At 63.9% G+C, this 18,101-nt stretch carries 14 protein-coding genes and 2 pseudogenes; 5 read left to right on the plus strand and 11 right to left on the minus strand.

The annotated features are described in order from the left end of the window. Positions 1-59: 59 nt before the first annotated feature. On the plus strand, positions 60-1,238 hold the full coding sequence (locus NKI85_RS32595; protein ID WP_352528484.1) for an acyl-CoA dehydrogenase family protein: 1,179 nt from the start codon (positions 60-62) through the stop codon (positions 1,236-1,238). Between the two features lie 7 nt (positions 1,239-1,245). Here the strand turns inward: NKI85_RS32595 and NKI85_RS32600 are convergent. The 8 genes and pseudogenes from NKI85_RS32600 to NKI85_RS32635 all read right to left on the minus strand — a co-directional run. Then, a pseudogene (locus NKI85_RS32600) lies at positions 1,246-1,562 on the minus strand (hypothetical protein); the annotation flags it as partial. Positions 1,563-1,613: 51 nt separating this feature from the next. Next, positions 1,614-2,702 carry a hypothetical protein gene (locus NKI85_RS32605; protein ID WP_352780092.1) on the minus strand — a complete coding sequence of 363 codons (1,089 nt, stop codon included), beginning with the start codon at positions 2,700-2,702 and terminating at the stop codon, positions 1,614-1,616. A gap of 236 nt (positions 2,703-2,938) precedes the next feature. Further along, the gene (locus NKI85_RS32610; RefSeq protein WP_352528480.1) at positions 2,939-4,216 is read right to left on the minus strand and encodes a glycosyltransferase family 4 protein; all 1,278 of its coding nucleotides are present in this window, start codon (positions 4,214-4,216) and stop codon (positions 2,939-2,941) included. A 14-nt stretch (positions 4,217-4,230) separates the two neighbouring features. Beyond that, the gene (locus NKI85_RS32615; protein ID WP_352528478.1) at positions 4,231-4,875 is read right to left on the minus strand and encodes a hypothetical protein; all 645 of its coding nucleotides are present in this window, start codon (positions 4,873-4,875) and stop codon (positions 4,231-4,233) included. A 100-nt stretch (positions 4,876-4,975) separates the two neighbouring features. Then, positions 4,976-6,976, minus strand: coding sequence for a putative glycosyltransferase family protein (locus NKI85_RS32620; RefSeq protein ID WP_352780095.1), 2,001 nt, complete (start codon positions 6,974-6,976; stop codon positions 4,976-4,978). Next, on the minus strand, positions 6,952-8,097 hold the full coding sequence (locus NKI85_RS32625) for a glycosyltransferase family 4 protein (protein ID WP_352780097.1): 1,146 nt from the start codon (positions 8,095-8,097) through the stop codon (positions 6,952-6,954). The genes NKI85_RS32620 and NKI85_RS32625 overlap by 25 nt, the downstream gene beginning before the upstream one ends. Next, entirely contained in the window at positions 8,097-8,960 is an 864-nt protein-coding gene (locus NKI85_RS32630; protein ID WP_352780099.1) for a glycosyltransferase family 2 protein, read from the minus strand. Before NKI85_RS32630 ends, NKI85_RS32625 begins: the two co-directional genes overlap by 1 nt. A gap of 607 nt (positions 8,961-9,567) precedes the next feature. Continuing rightward, the gene (locus NKI85_RS32635) at positions 9,568-11,223 is read right to left on the minus strand and encodes a glucosamine inositolphosphorylceramide transferase family protein (protein WP_352780101.1); all 1,656 of its coding nucleotides are present in this window, start codon (positions 11,221-11,223) and stop codon (positions 9,568-9,570) included. A 344-nt stretch (positions 11,224-11,567) separates the two neighbouring features. Between NKI85_RS32635 and NKI85_RS38040 the strand changes: the two are divergent. The 4 genes and pseudogenes from NKI85_RS38040 to NKI85_RS32655 all read left to right on the plus strand — a co-directional run. Continuing rightward, positions 11,568-11,879: pseudogene (locus NKI85_RS38040) on the plus strand (beta-mannosidase); the annotation flags it as partial. 162 nt (positions 11,880-12,041) lie between these two features. Then, positions 12,042-13,214 carry a glycosyltransferase family 2 protein gene (locus NKI85_RS32645; RefSeq protein ID WP_352528468.1) on the plus strand — a complete coding sequence of 391 codons (1,173 nt, stop codon included), beginning with the start codon at positions 12,042-12,044 and terminating at the stop codon, positions 13,212-13,214. After that, on the plus strand, positions 13,215-14,831 hold the full coding sequence (locus NKI85_RS32650; protein WP_352528466.1) for a Rossmann-fold NAD(P)-binding domain-containing protein: 1,617 nt from the start codon (positions 13,215-13,217) through the stop codon (positions 14,829-14,831). A 7-nt stretch (positions 14,832-14,838) separates the two neighbouring features. Next, entirely contained in the window at positions 14,839-15,720 is an 882-nt protein-coding gene (locus NKI85_RS32655) for an NAD-dependent epimerase/dehydratase family protein (protein WP_352528464.1), read from the plus strand. A 27-nt stretch (positions 15,721-15,747) separates the two neighbouring features. Here NKI85_RS32655 and NKI85_RS32660 read toward each other — a convergent pair whose 3' ends face one another. The 3 genes from NKI85_RS32660 to NKI85_RS32670 form a co-directional block, all read right to left on the minus strand. Next, positions 15,748-15,993 (minus strand): DUF982 domain-containing protein, encoded by a 246-nt coding sequence (locus NKI85_RS32660; RefSeq protein ID WP_352780103.1) that lies wholly within the window; start codon positions 15,991-15,993, stop codon positions 15,748-15,750. A gap of 8 nt (positions 15,994-16,001) precedes the next feature. After that, complete coding sequence (locus NKI85_RS32665) at positions 16,002-16,247, minus strand: DUF982 domain-containing protein (protein WP_352528460.1); 246 nt, start codon at positions 16,245-16,247, stop codon at positions 16,002-16,004. Positions 16,248-16,709: 462 nt separating this feature from the next. Then, positions 16,710-16,964, minus strand: coding sequence for a DUF982 domain-containing protein (locus tag NKI85_RS32670; RefSeq protein ID WP_352780105.1), 255 nt, complete (start codon positions 16,962-16,964; stop codon positions 16,710-16,712). Between the last annotated feature and the right edge of the window lie 1,137 nt (positions 16,965-18,101).

An 18,101-nucleotide genomic window follows, 5' to 3' on the forward strand; every position in this document is an offset into this window, starting at 1 on the left:
ATGGCCTTGGGGTACCAATCCGGACGGAAGCTTTTGCGTTGGACTGCATAGCAGAGCGGATGAAGATGATGGACAAAGCTTGGGTACCGGCGCGAGGACCGGGGCTGCCTTGGGCGGCGGGGGAGTATGAGCTCTTACGCGACCAGGTGCGCCGGTTCGTCGAGGAGGAGATCAAGCCCCGTGCGGATCGCTGGGAGGAGGACGGGTTCATTCCCCGTCCGATCCTGCGCCGCATGGGTGAACTCGGCTTCTTCGGCATCCGCTACCCGGCCGAGTACGGTGGTGCCGAGATGGACGCGGTCGCATCCACCATCTTCGCCGAGGAGCTCGGGCGCTCGACCTATGGCGGCGTCGCAAGCGCGACGCTGGTCCATACCGACATGGCTTCCGTGCATGTCTTTCACGACGGGACCAAAGCCCAGCGCGCCCGCTGGATGCCGGGCATTATCAGCGGCGAGGTGATCACCGCGGTCGCCATCACGGAGCCGGATGCGGGCTCGGACGTGAAGGCCATCCGCACGCGCGCCCGCCGAGAGGGCGACTCTTACGTCCTCGACGGCACGAAGCTCTACATCACGAATGGCGTCCACGCGGATCTCTACTGCGTCGCCGCCAAGACCGATCCCTCGGCAGGAAGCCACGGGATCACGATGTTCCTCGTCGAGAAGGGCACGCCAGGCTTCAGCGTCGCCCGCGAGCTGGACAAGCACGGCTGGCGCTCCTCCGATACGGCGGAGCTCGTCTTCGACGGTTGCCGTATCCCCGCCGAGAACGTGCTCGGCGGGGAGGGACAGGGCTTCTACTCCATCATGCGCAACTTCCAGAACGAGCGCCTTGTGCTCGCCGGCATGGCGATAGGGGCGGCCGAGGCGGCGATCGATATGACCCTCGCCTGGGTGAAAGCTCGCCGCGCATTCGGGGGCGTCCTATGGGACATGCAGGCGATCCGTGAACGTCTTGCGATGCTCTCTGCGAAGGTGGAGGCAGGCCGCCAGTTTCTCTATGCCACCGCTTGGCGCATGGCGGCGGACGAAGATTGCCTGCGCGAGGTTTCGATGGTGAAGGCCATCTGCGGCGAACTCGTCAACGAGGTCACGTATACGTGCGTGCAGTTCCACGGCGCTATGGGCCTCATGCGCGAGAGCCCGATCGAGCGCCTAGCGCGTGACGCCCGCGTCCTATCCATCGGCGGCGGCGCGACGGAGGTGATGCTGGAGGTGGTCGCGTCGATGTCGTGAGCCAATGCGGCAGTGAGGACATCGCTCCGGCGTTGATTGTAGGAGGGCTGCGTGAAGGGCTCTTCGCACGGCGGGTAGGGTTGGCTGAGGGGGGTCCTTTGGCTGTTCTTTTTCCTCCACACCGCTCTCAGGCGGCGGCGCTGGAGGAAAGCATAAGCGATCATCGTCATGAGCGCGTGTCGATGCAGGCCCTGCAGCCAGGAGCGGCTCTCTAAGTGGTCGAGGCCGAGGCGGCCCGTCGGCAATGCGGATGCGAAGCGCCGCGAATCTGGCGGTCAACGGCCTTTTTGTTCCGGTGCGCCAGCTCAGTTCCGTCCAGATGGCCGCCACATCCGCATCGCCTCCAAACGCATCATGGCCGCCATGGACGACATCTCAAGTCTGGAGCGGCGAGGGGCGCGGTTCTTCGTGCACAGGGCCGGCGGCAGAATCAAGTTTTATTGCGAAGGCCAAAGTCAGGGCCGCGCACAACCCCTCGATGCTGACGGCGAGCGTCCAGCCCAGGACCAGGCCTTGAAGTCCGCCAAGCTTCGCCCCCGCGATCGCGAGGCACAGCTCCAGAAATCCGCCCAGCGCGAACCAGCGAGATGCCTTGCGCATCCTGTCGCCCAGCCGCGCCAGCGTGCAGGCATGAAATTTGAGCGTCGATCCCAGCAGGCTGAAGCCGAGGAAGCGCAGGCTCGAACCGGCGATCTCCGGATAGGCTGGATTGAAGACCGCAAGGATCTCCTGCGAAAAGGTGAAGACAAAGGCGGCGCAGACCAGCGAGAAGAGCAATGACGCCGTCAGCGACAAAAGGATATCATGCCTGGATTGTTTCGGGCTTGCTCTGACCACGGGGAACAGCACCGTGGCCATGGCTGCGGGTATCAACGAGGCCATGGAGACCAGCATCCACAATGCCACGAAGGCGGCATTGGTGGTCGGCGACAGCAGAACCAGCACAAGGTAGGGCATGATGACGCACGGGGCCTGCAAGGCGACATCGAGCGCGTAGTGGTCGAACGCCTTGCGTCGGAGCGTATGCAGCAGCCGGAACTCGGGGGGCCCAACGAGGCGACGCGCGCCGCCCCGGGTCAAGAGATCGACGCCGATCCAGGACGCCAGCAGGCCGACCACCCAGGTCAGAAGAATCGTGGCAGTGGAGGCGTAGCCGGCGGCCGCGGCGGCGGCGATCAGCATCAGCTTGAACGTGGAAAACAGCACTTGCCGGATCATTCTGCGGCTGCTGTGCAGAGTGCCGACGAACGCCTGATCGGCCACGATGCTGAGACCAGTCAGGCCGCAGCCGAGGACGAACGCAGCGCCCAAGAACCAACCGCCGATCGGCCCGGTCGAGCTGTTGAGGTACGCCTCCCCGAAGACAAACAACAAGGCCAGGCCGACCGCAAGCGCCACCCCGACGGACGCTGCTGCGGCCGCGAGGCCGGGCTCCTTGCCGGGATGCCGGACGATCTCGCCCATCAGCAAGGTCCCGAGCCCGGCCTCCCCCAGCACACCGACGAGGGCCATCACGGATACGAGGGCGGAGGCCTTGCCGATCACCTCCGGCGGAAACAGCCGGGCGGCGAGCCACCAATAGACAAACCCAAGACCGGCCGTTGCCACCGTTCCGATCGCCAGAGCTCCGGAATTCATGACGAGCGTGGCGCTCTTTCGAAGCGCCCGGCGCACGCGCATAATGGCCGTCCCGGCGAGGTCTACCGGCACGATCGCCCTCCCGAACCTTGGTGCGCCGGCACCGCGGACCTGCTGGCGGCTGGGCGCAGGACGTCCCGGTAGACCTGCTCGATCCGGGTCACGACCGCTCCGGCCTTGAGGCGTCCAACCCTGGCGAGGCTTGTCGCCTCCAGGCGGGCCAGCAAGGCGCGGTCCTCCAGAAGTGTCTGCATTGCGTGAGCGAGGGCGTGTGCGTCACCGGGCGGCACGAGAAGCCCTGTCTGGCCATGATCGACGAGATCCGACATGCCGCCGACGTCGGTTGCGACGACTGCCTTCCCGGACGCCATCGCTTCCATGATGACCGTCGCGCAGGCTTCGGGCCCGACCGACGGCAGCACGCCGAACAGTGAGCGCCGCCAGGCATGCATGATGGCGGAATGCGGCCACGTACCGAAGACTCGGACGTTCGGCGGAAATTCGGTTGGCGTATCGGCGACCCGGCGCCCGACCAGGACCAGCTGCGGCGCCCGCTCCAGACCGGCATAGGCTTGCAGGAGAACGTCAATGCCCTTGAGACGCATCATGTCACCGACGAACAGGATGAATCCATGCCCGGGTAGCTCCCGCAGGCAGGGATCTTCCGGGCCAAGCACCCCGACATCGTCGGGCACGAAGTTGGGGATGACCTCGTAGGGGGCGCGGCCTTGGGTGAGGCCGGTGTGACGGGCCACCGCGTGGCTCACCGCGATGAAGCGGTCCACAACGCGCCGAGCGGCGAAGCTCGACGCCCAGTTGCCCAAGGTGGTCGCGGCTGCCTTCACGGCCCCGTAATGCCCTGTGGCGCAGGGCAGGCACTTGCCCGGCGCCGGGCCACTGCAGAGATGGGTGCCCAAGTGCATGAAGTTCTTCTTGGCGCAGACAAGGCCGTAGTCGTGGAGCGTAACCACGAGGCGTGCCCCACTCAGACCTTTGAGCGGCAGGAAGGAGGCGTAGATCCAGTTATGGGCGTGGACGATGTCCGGTTCCTCCCGGGCGACCAGCCGCTTCAGGGCAAGCACAAGTTCGGGATCCGGAAAGGGCGGTGCATGGCGGCGCTCGGGATCGGTGTGGAGGCCCGACAGACGCTGGAGCGTCCCGCGCAGGCGATGCACGCGGACCGCGCCGTCCAGCTCGGTTTCGGGCGATCCGGGATGCATCAAGGTGCCGACGCTGACATGATGGCCCCGCTGCGCCAGCGCCGCGCCGAGATTGCGGACGTGCCGCTCCTCTCCCCCGATCACCGGAGGATAGAACTGCGATAGCAGCAGGATGCGCATGGTCCAGCCTCGTTTTAGATGCGCGGCACCAGCGTCGAAACGCTGCGATAGAGCCGGTTGTCTTCCGGTCGATAGAGCCGCGCCTCGGCCGTCTGGCGAGTTGCCAAGACGGGCACCGGGATTTCCCGCGCCCAGGTGTCGCCCGGCGCGACGGCGATCGATCGGAAGACGGCGAACGGTTGCCCATCGAGGGTGATTTCCAGGTCGAATCGCTGGGGTTGAGTCTCGGCGCTCCTGATGCCGACGGTGATCCGGCCGGACCCGCCACCGGCCGACGGCAACAACCAGAACGCGGTGTATTTGAATTCCCGGTAGGCCGCTTCGTCCCGGACGGCCAGCGCATAGGCTCCGGTCGCTACAAGCAGCGCTAGCATGAGCGCGGCCCCCTGCCAGAGCCGGACCCGCGCGGGAGCCGGCCAAGCTGGCAGATCGGGAGTGTCGCGGCGGCCGGCGGCCACCAGTGCTGCGGCGGCCGTCACGGCCCAGAACCACACCGCCCAGCCGAGGGGCGTAAGGAAGCCTGCGGCGTTCAGGGCAAAGCCCCCGGCGATGCCGGCGGCGAGGCTTGCTCCGACCGCGTAGACGAAGTGTTCCAACGCGGAGGTTGTCCTGACGCCAATGGCCCGCAGCACCGTGTGGCCCGAGACGAGGAACACCATGGGCGCGCCCAGGGCAGTACGGAGGAGCAAGCTGTCGCTGACCGCAACGGCCGCAACCGTGGCCCCCGCCCACAGGCACGCGGCCAGAAGGTCCCGCTTGCTACAAACTCTCATGCAATCCCCTCACGTCATAGATGACGATCCAGCCGTTGTCGTAGATGCGGGTGACGCCCTTGACGTCATTGAACTTGAGCAGCGCTGCGCCCGAGAGCGGCGCTCCCTGCTGCGCTTCCCACGGCTGGAAGTAAAAGCCGAGCACCGGCGGAGCCGTGGTCAGGCGCAGGTCAACCAGCAGGAAATCGATGTCGCTTCGCGCCAAGGGCCAAAACTCGTCGGGCCCCAATGTCTCGGCCTCGAATATGCGCGCGGGATCGATGCCTTCGACGATGGTGACCCTGACGTCCTGCCGGCCGTAGCCCGCAAGCAGAAGGCGGTTGATGCGGTCAGTGGTGAAGCGGTTGCCGGCACCGAGCCATTCCTTGGCCCAGCGTGCCGTTTCGATCCCCATCGGCTCGATCGATTCCTGATCTGCGGCCACCCTGTAGCGCCCATGGATCGGATTAATCGAAGAGCTTGTGACGCCGCCCAGGACGATGATCACCAGAGCAACGGCCGGTGCGATGCGGCGCCACCCGCGTGGCGTGCGGCCCTGCCAGAAGTGGACGATGCTCACCGCGACGACCAGCCCGACGGCGATGAACACGAACGTTCCCATGCGGTTGCCGATTTCCCATCCAGCGATGGTCAGTCGGAAGGCGACCGAGACTGGGAGCCCGAAGGCCAGCAAGCTGAGGAGCACGAGGCGGCTGTCGCGCCAGCGGCGTTTGACAATGTCCTGGATCGGACGCCAACCGGAGCGCGGACCACTCGGCGCTGCCATGGCCAGCGACCGAAAGAATCCCGTTGCCAGTCCGACTGCCACCAGCAGGAGCGCCAGCAAGGTGGTCAGCCGCATGTAGAGGGCCTTGTCCGGCGCTCCGAGGTGCTCCGACCGCGGGGTGGGCGCGCCCAGGATCTTCCCGAGCAATGTGTCGAAACCGGACTCGATCACCGGGCCGAGATAGCCTGTGAGAGGGATGCCACGGGCCTGCACCCACAGGGACGGCAGGGCTATGGCGAGGATCGCCGCGAGGCCCACGGCAATGCTGGTCTTGATCCGCAGGGGGTCGTGCCGGCGCAAGGCCTCGAGGGCCGCCAGCGCTCCGAAATAGATGGCGGCGAAGGCGGCCGAGAGGTGATGTGTGACCGCGAGGCTTGCCAACAGCAGGGCTATCAGCCCGAGCGACTTCAGCCTCGGTCGCCCGACGAGATCCTTCGACGCTGCTTCGACCGCGAAGGTCAGCACGCACAGCACGATGCCGAGGCTCTCGTAGGAGAACATCGAATCGAACAGGAAGAAGGTTGAGCAGCCCATATAGGCCAGACAGGCGATGGCCGAGATACGCGGCGATCCGGCGATGCTCTCGAGGAACAGAAACAGGGCACCGATGAACGTGCCCTTGAGGATGACCAACAAGAGCGTCCCCGACACGAACAAGGGCAGTCCCGTCAGATCGACGATCGCCGTTGTCAGGATTTCCAGGGCGGGATACGTTGGCCCGATCGGGAAAAGCGGGTTGGACAGGAACAGCCGGCGGGCCGTGATGAGATCCTCGGCCGCAATCCAATGCAAGACCTCGTCGTAACCGCTGAAGCTCGTCGGGGAATAGACCATCTTGCAGTAGAACAGGGCTTCGGCAAGCAGGAAGAGCAGGAACAGGCGCTCACCTCGGGCCGTTGTCGGCCAAGCGATGCGAAGGCCGGTCGGAGCGACCAGGAGAACGACACCGGACCAGAAGAGCGGCGGCGCCACGTCATAGCCCCGGCGCCCGGCCGCGTGCCCGGCAACGACCAGGAGTAGAGCCGCGGCGATCGTCAGGCATAGAACCGCGATCCATCCGGAATTGGCGCGTTGCGATGGGGCATCGGCGCTGCCGTCGCGAAGGTCGGGACCGACAACGCCCGAGACGAATCGAATACCGGCCTGGAGCGGGTTGATCCTGGTTCCCGCGCTGAAATGAGCCGGCATCATCAGCATCATGCCCTCGTCGCAGGAGGCCACGATGTCACGCCGCCGGGGGCCAAGCGGAGCATGGATCGGCTGCCGAGGACATCATAATAAACGTGGCTCAGCGCATGCGCACAGGCATCCCAGTCCGGCAGGGCCAAATCCGGGACCTGCCGAGGGGCCTTCAGTTCTTCGGCCATGGCGGCGGCCAGCTCTCCAGGACCGGCGTTGGGCGGAATCGCCCGGCACAGGCCATTAGCGGCCAGTTCCTGCAGACCGGACGTGTCGCTAACGAGGACCGGACGGCGCAGCGACAGAGCTTCCATCACAGCGATCGGATGGGCTTCGTATTCGCTGAACAGCACGAATAACGCGGCGCTCGCCAGGAGGTCAGCCATGTTCTGCCGGTCGGATCCGGGGATGCTCGCGATAGTGACCCGCCTCTCGAGGCCGAGTGTCGCTACGAGGCGCCGCAATTCTCCCTCGTACGGGCCTGTTCCGACGATGTGCAATCGCACGTCCGGTACCCGGCGGATCAGTTCGGGCAAGGCCGCGATCGCCCGCTGATGGCCCTTGTAGCGCTCCAGCCTGCCGCCCGAGACGATCAGGTGCGGATCGACCTTGATGCCGGGGCTCGGAGCCGGCATCGCGGCGCCGTTCGGGATGACGACAAACCGTTCGCGCGGCACGCGCATCCTGGCGCTGAAGAAGCTGGCCTCGAATTCGGAGACGCCGATCAGCCGCGCGGCCCGGGCAACCAGCGGTCGAAGCAGCGCGTGCTGTGTGCCGCGCACGGCATTGCGCAGCCGGGAGGAATGCCCGCCGCTGTGGAAGGTCAGGATGAACGGCAGGTCCCCGCGAAGGGTCGCGAGCAGCCCGATCGGCGCCACGAAGCTGCTGTAACCTTGGAAATGGATCAGATCCCATGCCCCGCGCCGGATCGCGGTATAAACGCCGGGCGCAACATAGAGGTCCCGTCCCCTCGGCCAGGCCGGCACGCGCTGCACGCGCATGCCGCGCACCTCCTCCTCATCCGGCAACTCCCCCGAGGGATCGGTAGTGAGCACGTCGACGGCGTGGCCACGCGCCACCAAGCGGGGACCGACTTCCTGGATGTGAGTTTCGATGCCGCCTATGAGGGGGTAGCAGCGAGCGGCAACCATCAGGATTCGCATCAGGTCTGTCCACCGACAACACAGGCTGTCGCACTCCGCCTGCGCTGTTGGTGCACCCTCTCGCGCAGGATGGTTTTCAGGACGCGCCAGCCGTCCGGCATGGCGCGCAGATGGCTCACACCGCTGATGCGCGGAGCCTCGAAACTCGCCACCTCGACGATATTGAGGTGGTTCTTCAAGGCCCGCACGTTGATGAGGGTCTCGATCTCGAACCCATCGCAATCGCAGTCCAGCGTGGCGACGTGCTTGGTCCAGAAGGCTATGTATCCGTAGCATAGATCGGAGAACCAACCGCCATAGAGCAGCCGCACGAACAGGGTCAGCCCCTTATTGCCGAACATCCGGAACAGCGACATGTCGTCGGTGCCGGCGCCCTGGATAAAGCGTGAACCCTTGACGAGATCCGCGCCGGCCATCAGCGCACTGACAAAGACGATCGCCTCCTCCGGTACCATGGAGCCGTCGGCGTCCAGCATGACGATGATGTCGCCTGTGGCGGCCAGGAATCCCGCTTGCAGTGCAGCGCCCTTGCCCCGCCGGGGTTCCATCACAACCTTCACGTCCTCTCGCAGGCGGCGCGCGACCGCGACCGTGTCGTCAGTCGAACGACCATCCACGATAATGATCTCATGCGCCCAGTTGGGGATGCGCGGCAGAAGCCAAGGGAGGTTCTCGGCTTCATTGAGCGTCGGGACGACGAAGCTGACTCGGGGCAGAGTCAGTGATCGCCGTAGCGCGACATTTACCGGGTCAGGCGGCGATGTGGCACCGACGGGGGCGAGAATGCTGGAGAGAAGGGCATTCATGGCAGCGCTTTGAGGTCGTACGATGGGACCCATCCGGGGGGCATATTGTGCTTCCATGACCCCATGAGCTCCCCGAAAATCCGGTGCTCCACATCGCGCGCACGCAAATGCGCGGCCAGCGACAAGCCGCAGCGGCCAGCTCCAATGACCGCCACATCCACGGATGTGCTTGATCCAACCATATGCGGACTCCCGGCCCTTATGAAATGAAGATGAAATGAAAGAAGATTGCTAAGCTTATGGCCCCCTAATCTTGGTTTGTTATGCGACGATTACTGATGCAGATCTGAAATGGAAGGACGATAGATGGTTAGGAAAAGCAAATAGATGATTAGCTCTTTTGGGGTATCCCTTCAGGTTATTTCCAGCCATACGACCACCGCGGATAGTACGGCAGCGGCACCGATCACCTTCAGCAGCTGTGTTGGCAGCGTTGCCAAACCCGTTTAGACCTCTGGGTCCACCTTCAACCCAGCGAGGACATTCATCGACCCGCGGCTGGGACCAGCTCACAAGCGACAATTTCTACCGAGCGAGCCGTGCAGAAGGCGCGAAGGTCGCCGGCGTGAAGAAATGAACGTCCAGCGCAACGCTGACTTGCCACTGGCCAGAAGCTGCGAAGTGCAGGTGGGCTCGCGCCTCCACTCGGCCGTGATTTCCGAGCTTATTCTGTGCCCGAGAAGGGTCGAGCGCGCCCGGCCCTTCGCAGGCGGGGCACCTTGCGCTCGACCGCCTGGCTACGGGTAGCTAAACCCGGCGAAACCGGCCAAGAGAGGGACTGCCCACGCGGTCCCGAGACCCCGCGCGGTCCCGAGACCGGCGCGTCGGGTATCAGCAAACGATACGAGGTCGTGACCTCTCGCAAACCCCGGATATGCCCGAACAGGTCGATCACCTCCAAGCCAGACCGGCGGTTGTAGGTGTGACACCCCAACGCTCCGGACCAAATGCGACCGACCGGGGTCTGGGCAAACTCCGACGCGCCGAGCGCATCGATCTGGCAGAACGTCACCGCGCCGCCATAACCGCGCGCGCAGTCTTGGACCGGGCGTAGCGTGCGTCCGCCGTGTCGGATGACGGCGCCTGCGGGCCGGCTGAGCCTTGCATCGAGCAGGACGGGGTTGGCGGCATGGGGCGTCCAAGACCCGGTCAGGCTCTCGGCACGGTAGAGGCTGAGGAGATCCCAGGATGTGGACCTCCAAAGCCTTGGGCTGACGAAAAACCAAAAGCCGCCCTCATGGCAGAGCGGCGTGGTATCGTAGCCCTCAATGCCTTCCATGAGACAGGCCTCCCGCGTCCACCGGTAAGGGAATTCCACTGCCCTGTAGAGGCTGACACTCCTGGCCGCCCCCGATTCGGGGATCATCCAGATCTGCCCATCCTGCTCGAACACGAACGGGTACGAGAGGTGATGCGGTTCCTCTACGACGATCCGGGATGCGCCGGCTGTCCCGTCCCGGTTCACTGGCACGACCGCAATGCACCCCCGGTTCTTCGAGTAGAGGTACTGTTCGACAAAGATGAAATCCTGCCCCTGGTGCCGGAACGGGAACGGGTCGGCAAGGTAGCTGTCGGCATTTCCGGTGAGCACCCGGAAGGCTGCTTCGCCTTTGTCGAGCAGGCTCGCCGATTCATCGAAGCGCCAGCCAATCCCCCACATCCTGCCGCCCCTCGCCAGGACGTCCAAAAGCCCGATCGTCTTCGATGCAACCGTGCCGGTCGCCCTTGCAAGCGCCGAAAGCGCCCCAAACGAAGGCACTGCCGTGCGTGGACCGCGGATACCGGACGCAGCTGAACCGGTTTCCTCGCACAGGGCTTTGAGGATCAGCGGCACAGCGCAGGAAAGGGCGCTGTCGAGCCTCGCTGCCAACACTTCACGGTCTCCACTGGCCGGACGCGCCGTCCACGGCCGCAACGGGCGCGCCGTGTCATGCAGGTCGACGAGAAGATCCTGATGATTCACCCAGGCCGCCACGACTCCGATCTCGCCGGGTGCGCCGTTAAAGACCGGGGTGAGCACGCGCCGCCCCGCCGGGAGCGATTCTGCCCCGCTCAAATCGATCACCACATCCACTTGGTCGGCCGGAGGCGGCGGCAGGCACCGCAGCGCCGCCTCGACGGGGTCGATGGCGCCGTTCCCACGAAAGCCATAGACCAGTTGTTCGAGTTCGAGCAGCAGACGGCAGATTAACGGCAGCGGGCAGCGACCGGCCGCCAACGCGCAGGAGACTTCGTTGCCGGGCACTTCAGCGAGCGCTTCTGCCAGCCAGAGGTGCCATCGCAGTAGCCGGGACGGATCGAGACTCAGGCAAATGCGCATTGTTGTTCCCACGGCGGATTTCAAAAGGACGCCAGCTTACAGCTTCCACGAGAACCACCTCAGGCGATCCGCCTACCCTGGACTCCGCCGCGGGCCCGCGAGCCAAGGGCGGCAGATGGAAAGCCGCAGCGCGAGGATGGTTTCCACCTACTGTGGTTGCGGGGACTCGCCATGTGGGGAGCCGAACACTTGATTGAAAGATGCCTGACAGCACGGGTCCATACTCGAGCGGCTGGAAGCGGCTAAGCACCACTATGCCCGAACGACGCCGGGCTGTGTGAGGTCAGAGGAGGTAATCCTTAGGGGCCATTGCACCCTGTGGCCGGCGAGAGCCAAATGCCAGGATGATCATCGACTGGCAACGAGTGAGGAACGCCGGACTGCGGGTGCTGGTGTCCGCGTTGCTGTCCGTTCCGGCAGTCGTGAGCGCCGCGGACGATCCGTCGGCAACGTCCTGCATCAAGACTTCCGGAACGAACTTTGCGTTGGACGGCAGGCCGTTCTTCGTGACCGGCGTAAACAACCACTATCTGACCTACGGGTCGCAGGAGGAGGTCACCCGCGTTCTCGACGACGCGGTGGCGATGGGCGCCAATGTGGTCCGCACCTTCCTCCAGCCGGTGATCGGGTCGCTCGACGGAAGCAAGCCTACGATGGCGCAAACCTCGGCCCTGGTTGGTGACTTTTTATGCTGAAAACCGGCTTCCGGGTAGGCCGAATCCCGCGTGGAAGCCTGGCGTTTCAAAAACCAAGACCATCGCACCGTCTATCGAAGAGTTTGGACAGACATTGGCAGCTCAAGTCGGGAGAATTCCTAGATGCGTATTCTGATGCTTGCGCAATCCTATTCGCCGATTGGCGTTGGCCAGCGGGGCCACGTCCGGAACCTAAGTATCGGTCTCGCCCGCCGCGGTCATGACGTTGCCGTTGCCACAACCGGTCAGCCTGGATCCAAAACCGGGCAGCCCGAGGATGGCGTCAGCAGCGAACGCCGGCAGGTCCCGCCCCCCCCTACGATCTCAGTGATTATCTGTGCCTACTCCGAGGACAGATGGGAGCTGTTGCTTCAGTCGGTGGCCTCGGTTCAGGAGCAGACCTTGCAACCCTGCGAGATCATCCTATCTGTCGACCAGCCCCTGTTCCACCGTTGTGCCGCGTACTGGGCTGACTTCGCAGCATCGACCCCTCCGATACGGGTGATCCAGAACAAGGATGACGGGCATCTGGGGGCGGCCCGAAACACGGCAGCCGAGACAGCCGCTGGAGAGATCCTGGCGTTCCTGGATGACGATGCGGCGGCCGACAAGGACTGGCTCGAGATTCTCATCGAACCGTACCGGGATAAGCGCATCGGCGCCGTCGGCGGGCGCCCCATACCGGTTTTCGAGACGAGTCGCCCGGCCTGGTTTCCTGTGCAGTTCGACTGGGTGTTCGGATGCGCTTATGACGGCCTTCCGACCAGCCGAGGTCCTTTGGCTCACCTCATAGGAGCCAACATGTCGGTGCGGCGGACCCTCCTCGAGCAGGTGGGAGGGTTCCACTCCGACCGTCACGACGACATGGACATGTGTCACCGCGTGGCGCACCTCAGGGGCAGTGAGGCGGTCATCTACGAACCGGCGGCGACCGTCCGCCACTTCGTGCCCGCCTCACGGCCGACCTGGAGGTACTTCTGGCGCCGCTGCCTGTTCGTCAACAAGGGGAAGGTCGAGGCCTTTGCCCAGATGGGCGACGCCGCCACACTGGGTGCAGAGACCCGCTTCGTCTGGCACGCGCTGACCAAGGGCGTACCGCGGGAGATTTTGCAAGTGGCCAAGGGTGACGCCCATGGGCTGGCCCGGTCCGCGGCGATAATCGCTGGCGTGGGGCTGGCCGCGGCAGGCCACGTCGCCGGCCGGATCGAGCTGGTGCGGCGCTTGCGCCGGCGGCGCCAACAGGCAACCAAGCAGATACTGGACACAGCCGCGCAAGGCGGTGGGCGCGGGAAGTAGATGCCGGCTTCGATAATCATTGGTTCGGGTCCGGCTGCAGCCGCCGCCGTGTTGGCGCTGTCCGAGAAACCGGACGAGAAGATAACCGTGTTCGATCCGGGCACCGTGCTTGACGCGGAGACGCAGGAGGTAATCTCCAGGCTGTCCAAGCTGCGTGTCGACAACTGGGATGAGGAGGACGTCCGCGGGGTCAGCCTGCAACCCAAGCGGGTCCAGTCCGATTCGCTGCCTGAAAAGAGAAGCTACGGATCCGATTTCCCGTTTGTCAACAAGGGCCAGCTCGACGGCGTCCACTCCGAGGGAAGAGTCAACTCAGCTGTCATATCAAGCGCCTACGGGGGGTTCAGCAATGTCTGGGGGGCCCAGATCATGCCCTTCAGCGCCGCCACGTTCAAGGGATGGCCGTTCGACTTCTCGGATATGGAAGAGCACTATCGGACGATCCTGGGTCACATTCCTTTCGCTGGAGAGTCCGACGATCTCGAGGAGTGGTTCCCGCTCATCGGATCCGCGGACCCGCTTCCGCCGCTGGCGCCGCGGACGCAGATGGTCCTGGCCAACTACGCCCGGCACCGCGATCGAGTGCGCTCCACGGGAATAACGATAGGCCGCGCCCGCCTCGCCTTCTCAGCGCCCGAATGCCAGCCCTGCGGCCTGTGCATGACTGGGTGCCCGCGGTCGCTGGTCTATTCGGCCTCGCACAGCTTCGATCGCTTCAGGCGCAGCGGGAGGATCGACTACCACAGCGGGCTGCTCGCGGTGCGAGTCGACCAGGAGGGCGACACGGCCGTCGTGCAGGCCCGGGAGCTGTCCAGCGGCCGGATCCAGCGATTCACAGCCGACCGGGTCTTCGTGGGCTGCGGAGCAATCGGGACCACCCGGCTGATCCTGGGCTCGCTCGGATCGGACCAGCCGGTACATCTTTCGGAATCGGCTCAATTCGTTCTTCCAATGATGTCCATGAAGCCGACCCCCGACCCACGTACAAGGCGCGAGTTCACACTCAACCAGTTCAACATGGTCATCGTCCGGGACGACGAGGGCTTCGATGTCTCACAGATTCACTTCTATCCGTTCAACCCGGCATACTACGATGCGCTTCCCGGCTTCCTCCAACACCGCGCCGCCGCCTTCGTGACGGATCGGCTCCTGAGCCGGTTGACGGTAGGCCTGGGCTACTTGCCGTCCTGGGCATCACCCAAGGTCCGGGTCACCGCCCAGGTGTCCGCAGCTCCTGATGAGCTACCCCAGATCACCCTCACTTCGGAGGGCTTCAGCGAGGCCAGGGTCAGGGGCAAAGACGTGCCTCCGATGCTGCCTGACGTAATAAAGCGGATCCGCAGCGCGGCACCTTACCTTGACTTGTGGCCAGTCACGCCGCGGATGCTGTGGTCGGGCGGGGCCAAGAGCTACCACTTTGGCGGCAGCTTTCCCCACGCCAGTGAGCCGCATACCGGGAGTGCGACGACAGACCGCCTCGGGCGGCTGGCGCGCTGGGACCGTATCCATCTCATCGACGGGTCGGTTTTCCCAAATGTGCCAGCTACTACTTTTACTCTGACTGTGATGGCCAATTCACATCGCATCGCCTGCGAAGCGATGCAGCTGACGGGTTGAGCGTTCAATGCGGGTCGGTATCACCGGAGCCAATGGATATGTCGGGACCATCCTGCGTGCCGCCTTCGCCGAAGAAGGGCATGAGGTCATCGCGTTCGCCCGTTTGAACCGGGTGACCTCCGACTCTGCCGCCGCAATGGTTGGCGTCGCCGAGTGGCGCCCATACGAGATCAAGCGCCCGCCGTCGGGGGCCGCATTGAGCGACCTAGATGTGCTCATCCACGGTGCATGGGACCTGACTCTCGTCAGCGCCGGCGATGTGTGGGGTGTCAATGTGTCCGGCTCGCAGCACCTCCTGCGCAATGCCGCCGACGCAGGGGTTCGCCGGGTCATTTTTATCTCCTCGATGTCCGCCTGTAAGGGAACCCGACAGTTGTACGGTCAGGCGAAGCTGGCCTGCGAGCTCACCGCCAGCAGTCTGGGAGGTGTCTCCACCCGCCTCGGACTGGTGTACGGCCCCGGTTGGGGCGGGATGGCAGGCGCGCTCCGCAAGCTCACCAACCTGCCGGTCACACCTCTCATCGGAGCGCGCTCCCATCAGTTCACCGTGCATGAGGCGGACATGGCAGCCGCCATGGTGCGTATTGCCGAGTCTGACATGCCCCTGCCGGAGCCGGTAGGGCTGGCCAACCCCGAACCGGTACCGTTCCGACGACTCATGAAAGAGATCGCCGCATCACAAGGCAGAACACTGCGCGCCGTCGCCGTGCCCTGGCAGCTTGTCAGTGGCGTCCTCAAGGCAGGTGAGGCCCTGCATGTCCCCCTACCCTTCCGATCCGACTCCATCCTTGGGCTCGTGCACCCGGCGGCAGAGGTTCCCGGTGTAGAGCGGCTCAAGCAACTCGGAATCGAGTTTCGGAGCTTCTCGCTGGACGGCGATCGACCCTAGCCGAGGGGGCACAGGGACACAGGAGACCTAAACAGAGGATCGTAGCATCCCCTCCTCCTTAGCAGCCGCCTCGAAGGCCTTACGAGCCTCCTCCGGGGTCGCCCGATCCTCGACGGCTTCGATGCATAGTTGCACAGCCTTCCGCCACTTGGGCCCCATCTTGGTCCACTTCAGGAGTTCCTCGGCGGCACCCTCGACATTGTTGCACCCGTAGGTGACCCCAGGTCGGTCAGTCTTGACGTACACCGGAGGGGAGAACAAATGGGTTGCCACAACACCTCCTACTCAGGGGAGAGATACATCTTGGCTTCCTTGGCGGCAGCCTCAAAGGCCTTTCGGACCACCTGAGGGTCAATCGGATCGTCCTCCAAGGCTGACAGGCACAGCGTCACCGCCTTATGCCAGCGAGGTCCTCTTCGGGTCCACGTCTTGAGCTGCTCAAGGGCTGCCCTCGCATTGTTGCACCCATGCCTGACGCCGGTTTCACTCTTCACGAACACCGGAGGGACGAACCAATGGGTTGCCATGATACCTCCTACTCAGGGGAGAGATACACGTCGGCCTCCTTGGCAGCCGCCTCAAAGGCATCACGGACCTGCCCTCGAACGCATCGACGCAGGATTGGACCGCCTTGGTCCACTTCGGGCCCTTTGTGTCCCACGCCATGAGTTCCTCGGCGGCTCCCTCGACGTGGCTGACCCCATTGCGAATGCCCGGACGTTTCGTCTTCACGTAGACCGGAGGGTTGAACCAGAGGGGAGCCATGAGGGGCGACTTAGAGCGGGAAGAGCCCGCTGACCAACCCAGTTGCATCCCCCGCTGATAAGGGAACAACGCAGGCCCTCGCGGGTTTAGAGCTTGCATCGGTCGATCTTCGTGGATGTGCAGCCGCTGTGGGGGTCCGTCGCCTCTCATCTCCTTACTGGCGGCGGGCTCCTTTCGCGAAGGCGGTTTTGGTCATAGACACATAGACCTTATACCGTTCCAATTTAGCTGGTTGTCATTGGGGGGAGTAATGTCCCCTCCTCTTTTGCAGCAGCCAGGAATGCCTTGCGGGCCTCCTCAGGTTCCATCTCGTCGAAGATCACGGCCATGCAAACGCGCACCGCAAGGTCCCACCAAGGGCCACGCTTGGTCCACTTCATCAGCTCCTCGCCCGCTGCCTCGGCGTTGTCGACGTTGCGGATGATCCCGAAATGCTCGGTCTTGACGGGGACCGGAGGGTTGAACCAGTGGAGAGCCATGCGGTCACTCTTTGTCGACCTTATCAAGTTCCTCCAGCAAATACCTTTGCTCAGCCCGCAGTTCCCGTTCTACAGGCAGATTTAGCAGGTTGCGAAGGTAATTGCGGATTACCTCTGACTAGTGAAAATGGCGCAGGACGGCGCGCTTCCGTTGCGATGCCACAGTGACTGAAGTTGGCTGACAGCTACTCCCGGGCGTCGACGCCACGCAGAGGCCCATGGCAGTTGCTGCCTCGACGATTGCCTCGGTTAGTTCTTCGTCGGAGGCCACCAAATAAGGCGCAGTCTCCCGAGCTTCGCGTAGCTGCCGCTTTGATCGAGACCGTGTCGCGACGGTCCGCCCTGTTGAGGAGTACAGTAATTGCTTGTTCTAGAAACGGACCGACCCTTCGCGCGACGCTCATCCAGGGACACGCCGAAGGGTACTCTACTCCCTACCTGAGCGGCATTGCCATGTACAAATTGTACAAATTGGTACGGCGCTGGGCCGCGACAGTCAGGAATATTTGGTAGAATTTCTGTGGTGGGGATCGGACACTGGCTCGCGAAGACCCCCATGCTCCTCCTCGATCCTATTGACGCGCCTCGATCCGCCTTTCTCCCCACAATCCCAGGTCGGTCGGTCCGGACAGGGCCCGGAGGGCCATGCGGCTATTCGCGAATGTCGAACGCAACGAACATGCCAAAGGCTGGGCAAGATCGACAATAAACTCCACCAGCTCGCAGTCACTTTCCACCAGATGTGACCCGTCTCGGCGTACCGCTGCGATAGTCTCTTTGACAGAGATGATGATGATTTGGCCGTGCCGGCTTGTAAAATCAACTCTTCAACAAGCTCATTGGCAGTCACTTTGATGGGTCGGCAGTTCATCCAAACGTTTATACCAGGCCTCCCACCTCAGCGAGAACCCAAGGGGAACATTCATGACCCTCTGTCGGGAAAAATCAAGAAGAAATGTTTGGTAAAAATTCTGAGCGGGAATTAGTACGGAGCGAGCCTCTGTACTCTTTCGCTTTGACGCTCAGCCAGCCCGCTAGTCCCTATGATTGCTGGGCCTGAGGGCGGCCCGTCATCCGATATGCAACGGTACGAGGGTTAAGCCGGCTGGCCGGCGCAGAGCCTCATGCATAGGAGAC

Source organism: Mesorhizobium sp. M0571, from assembly GCF_040320985.1.
Taxonomy (GTDB): Bacteria; Pseudomonadota; Alphaproteobacteria; order Rhizobiales; family Rhizobiaceae; genus Mesorhizobium.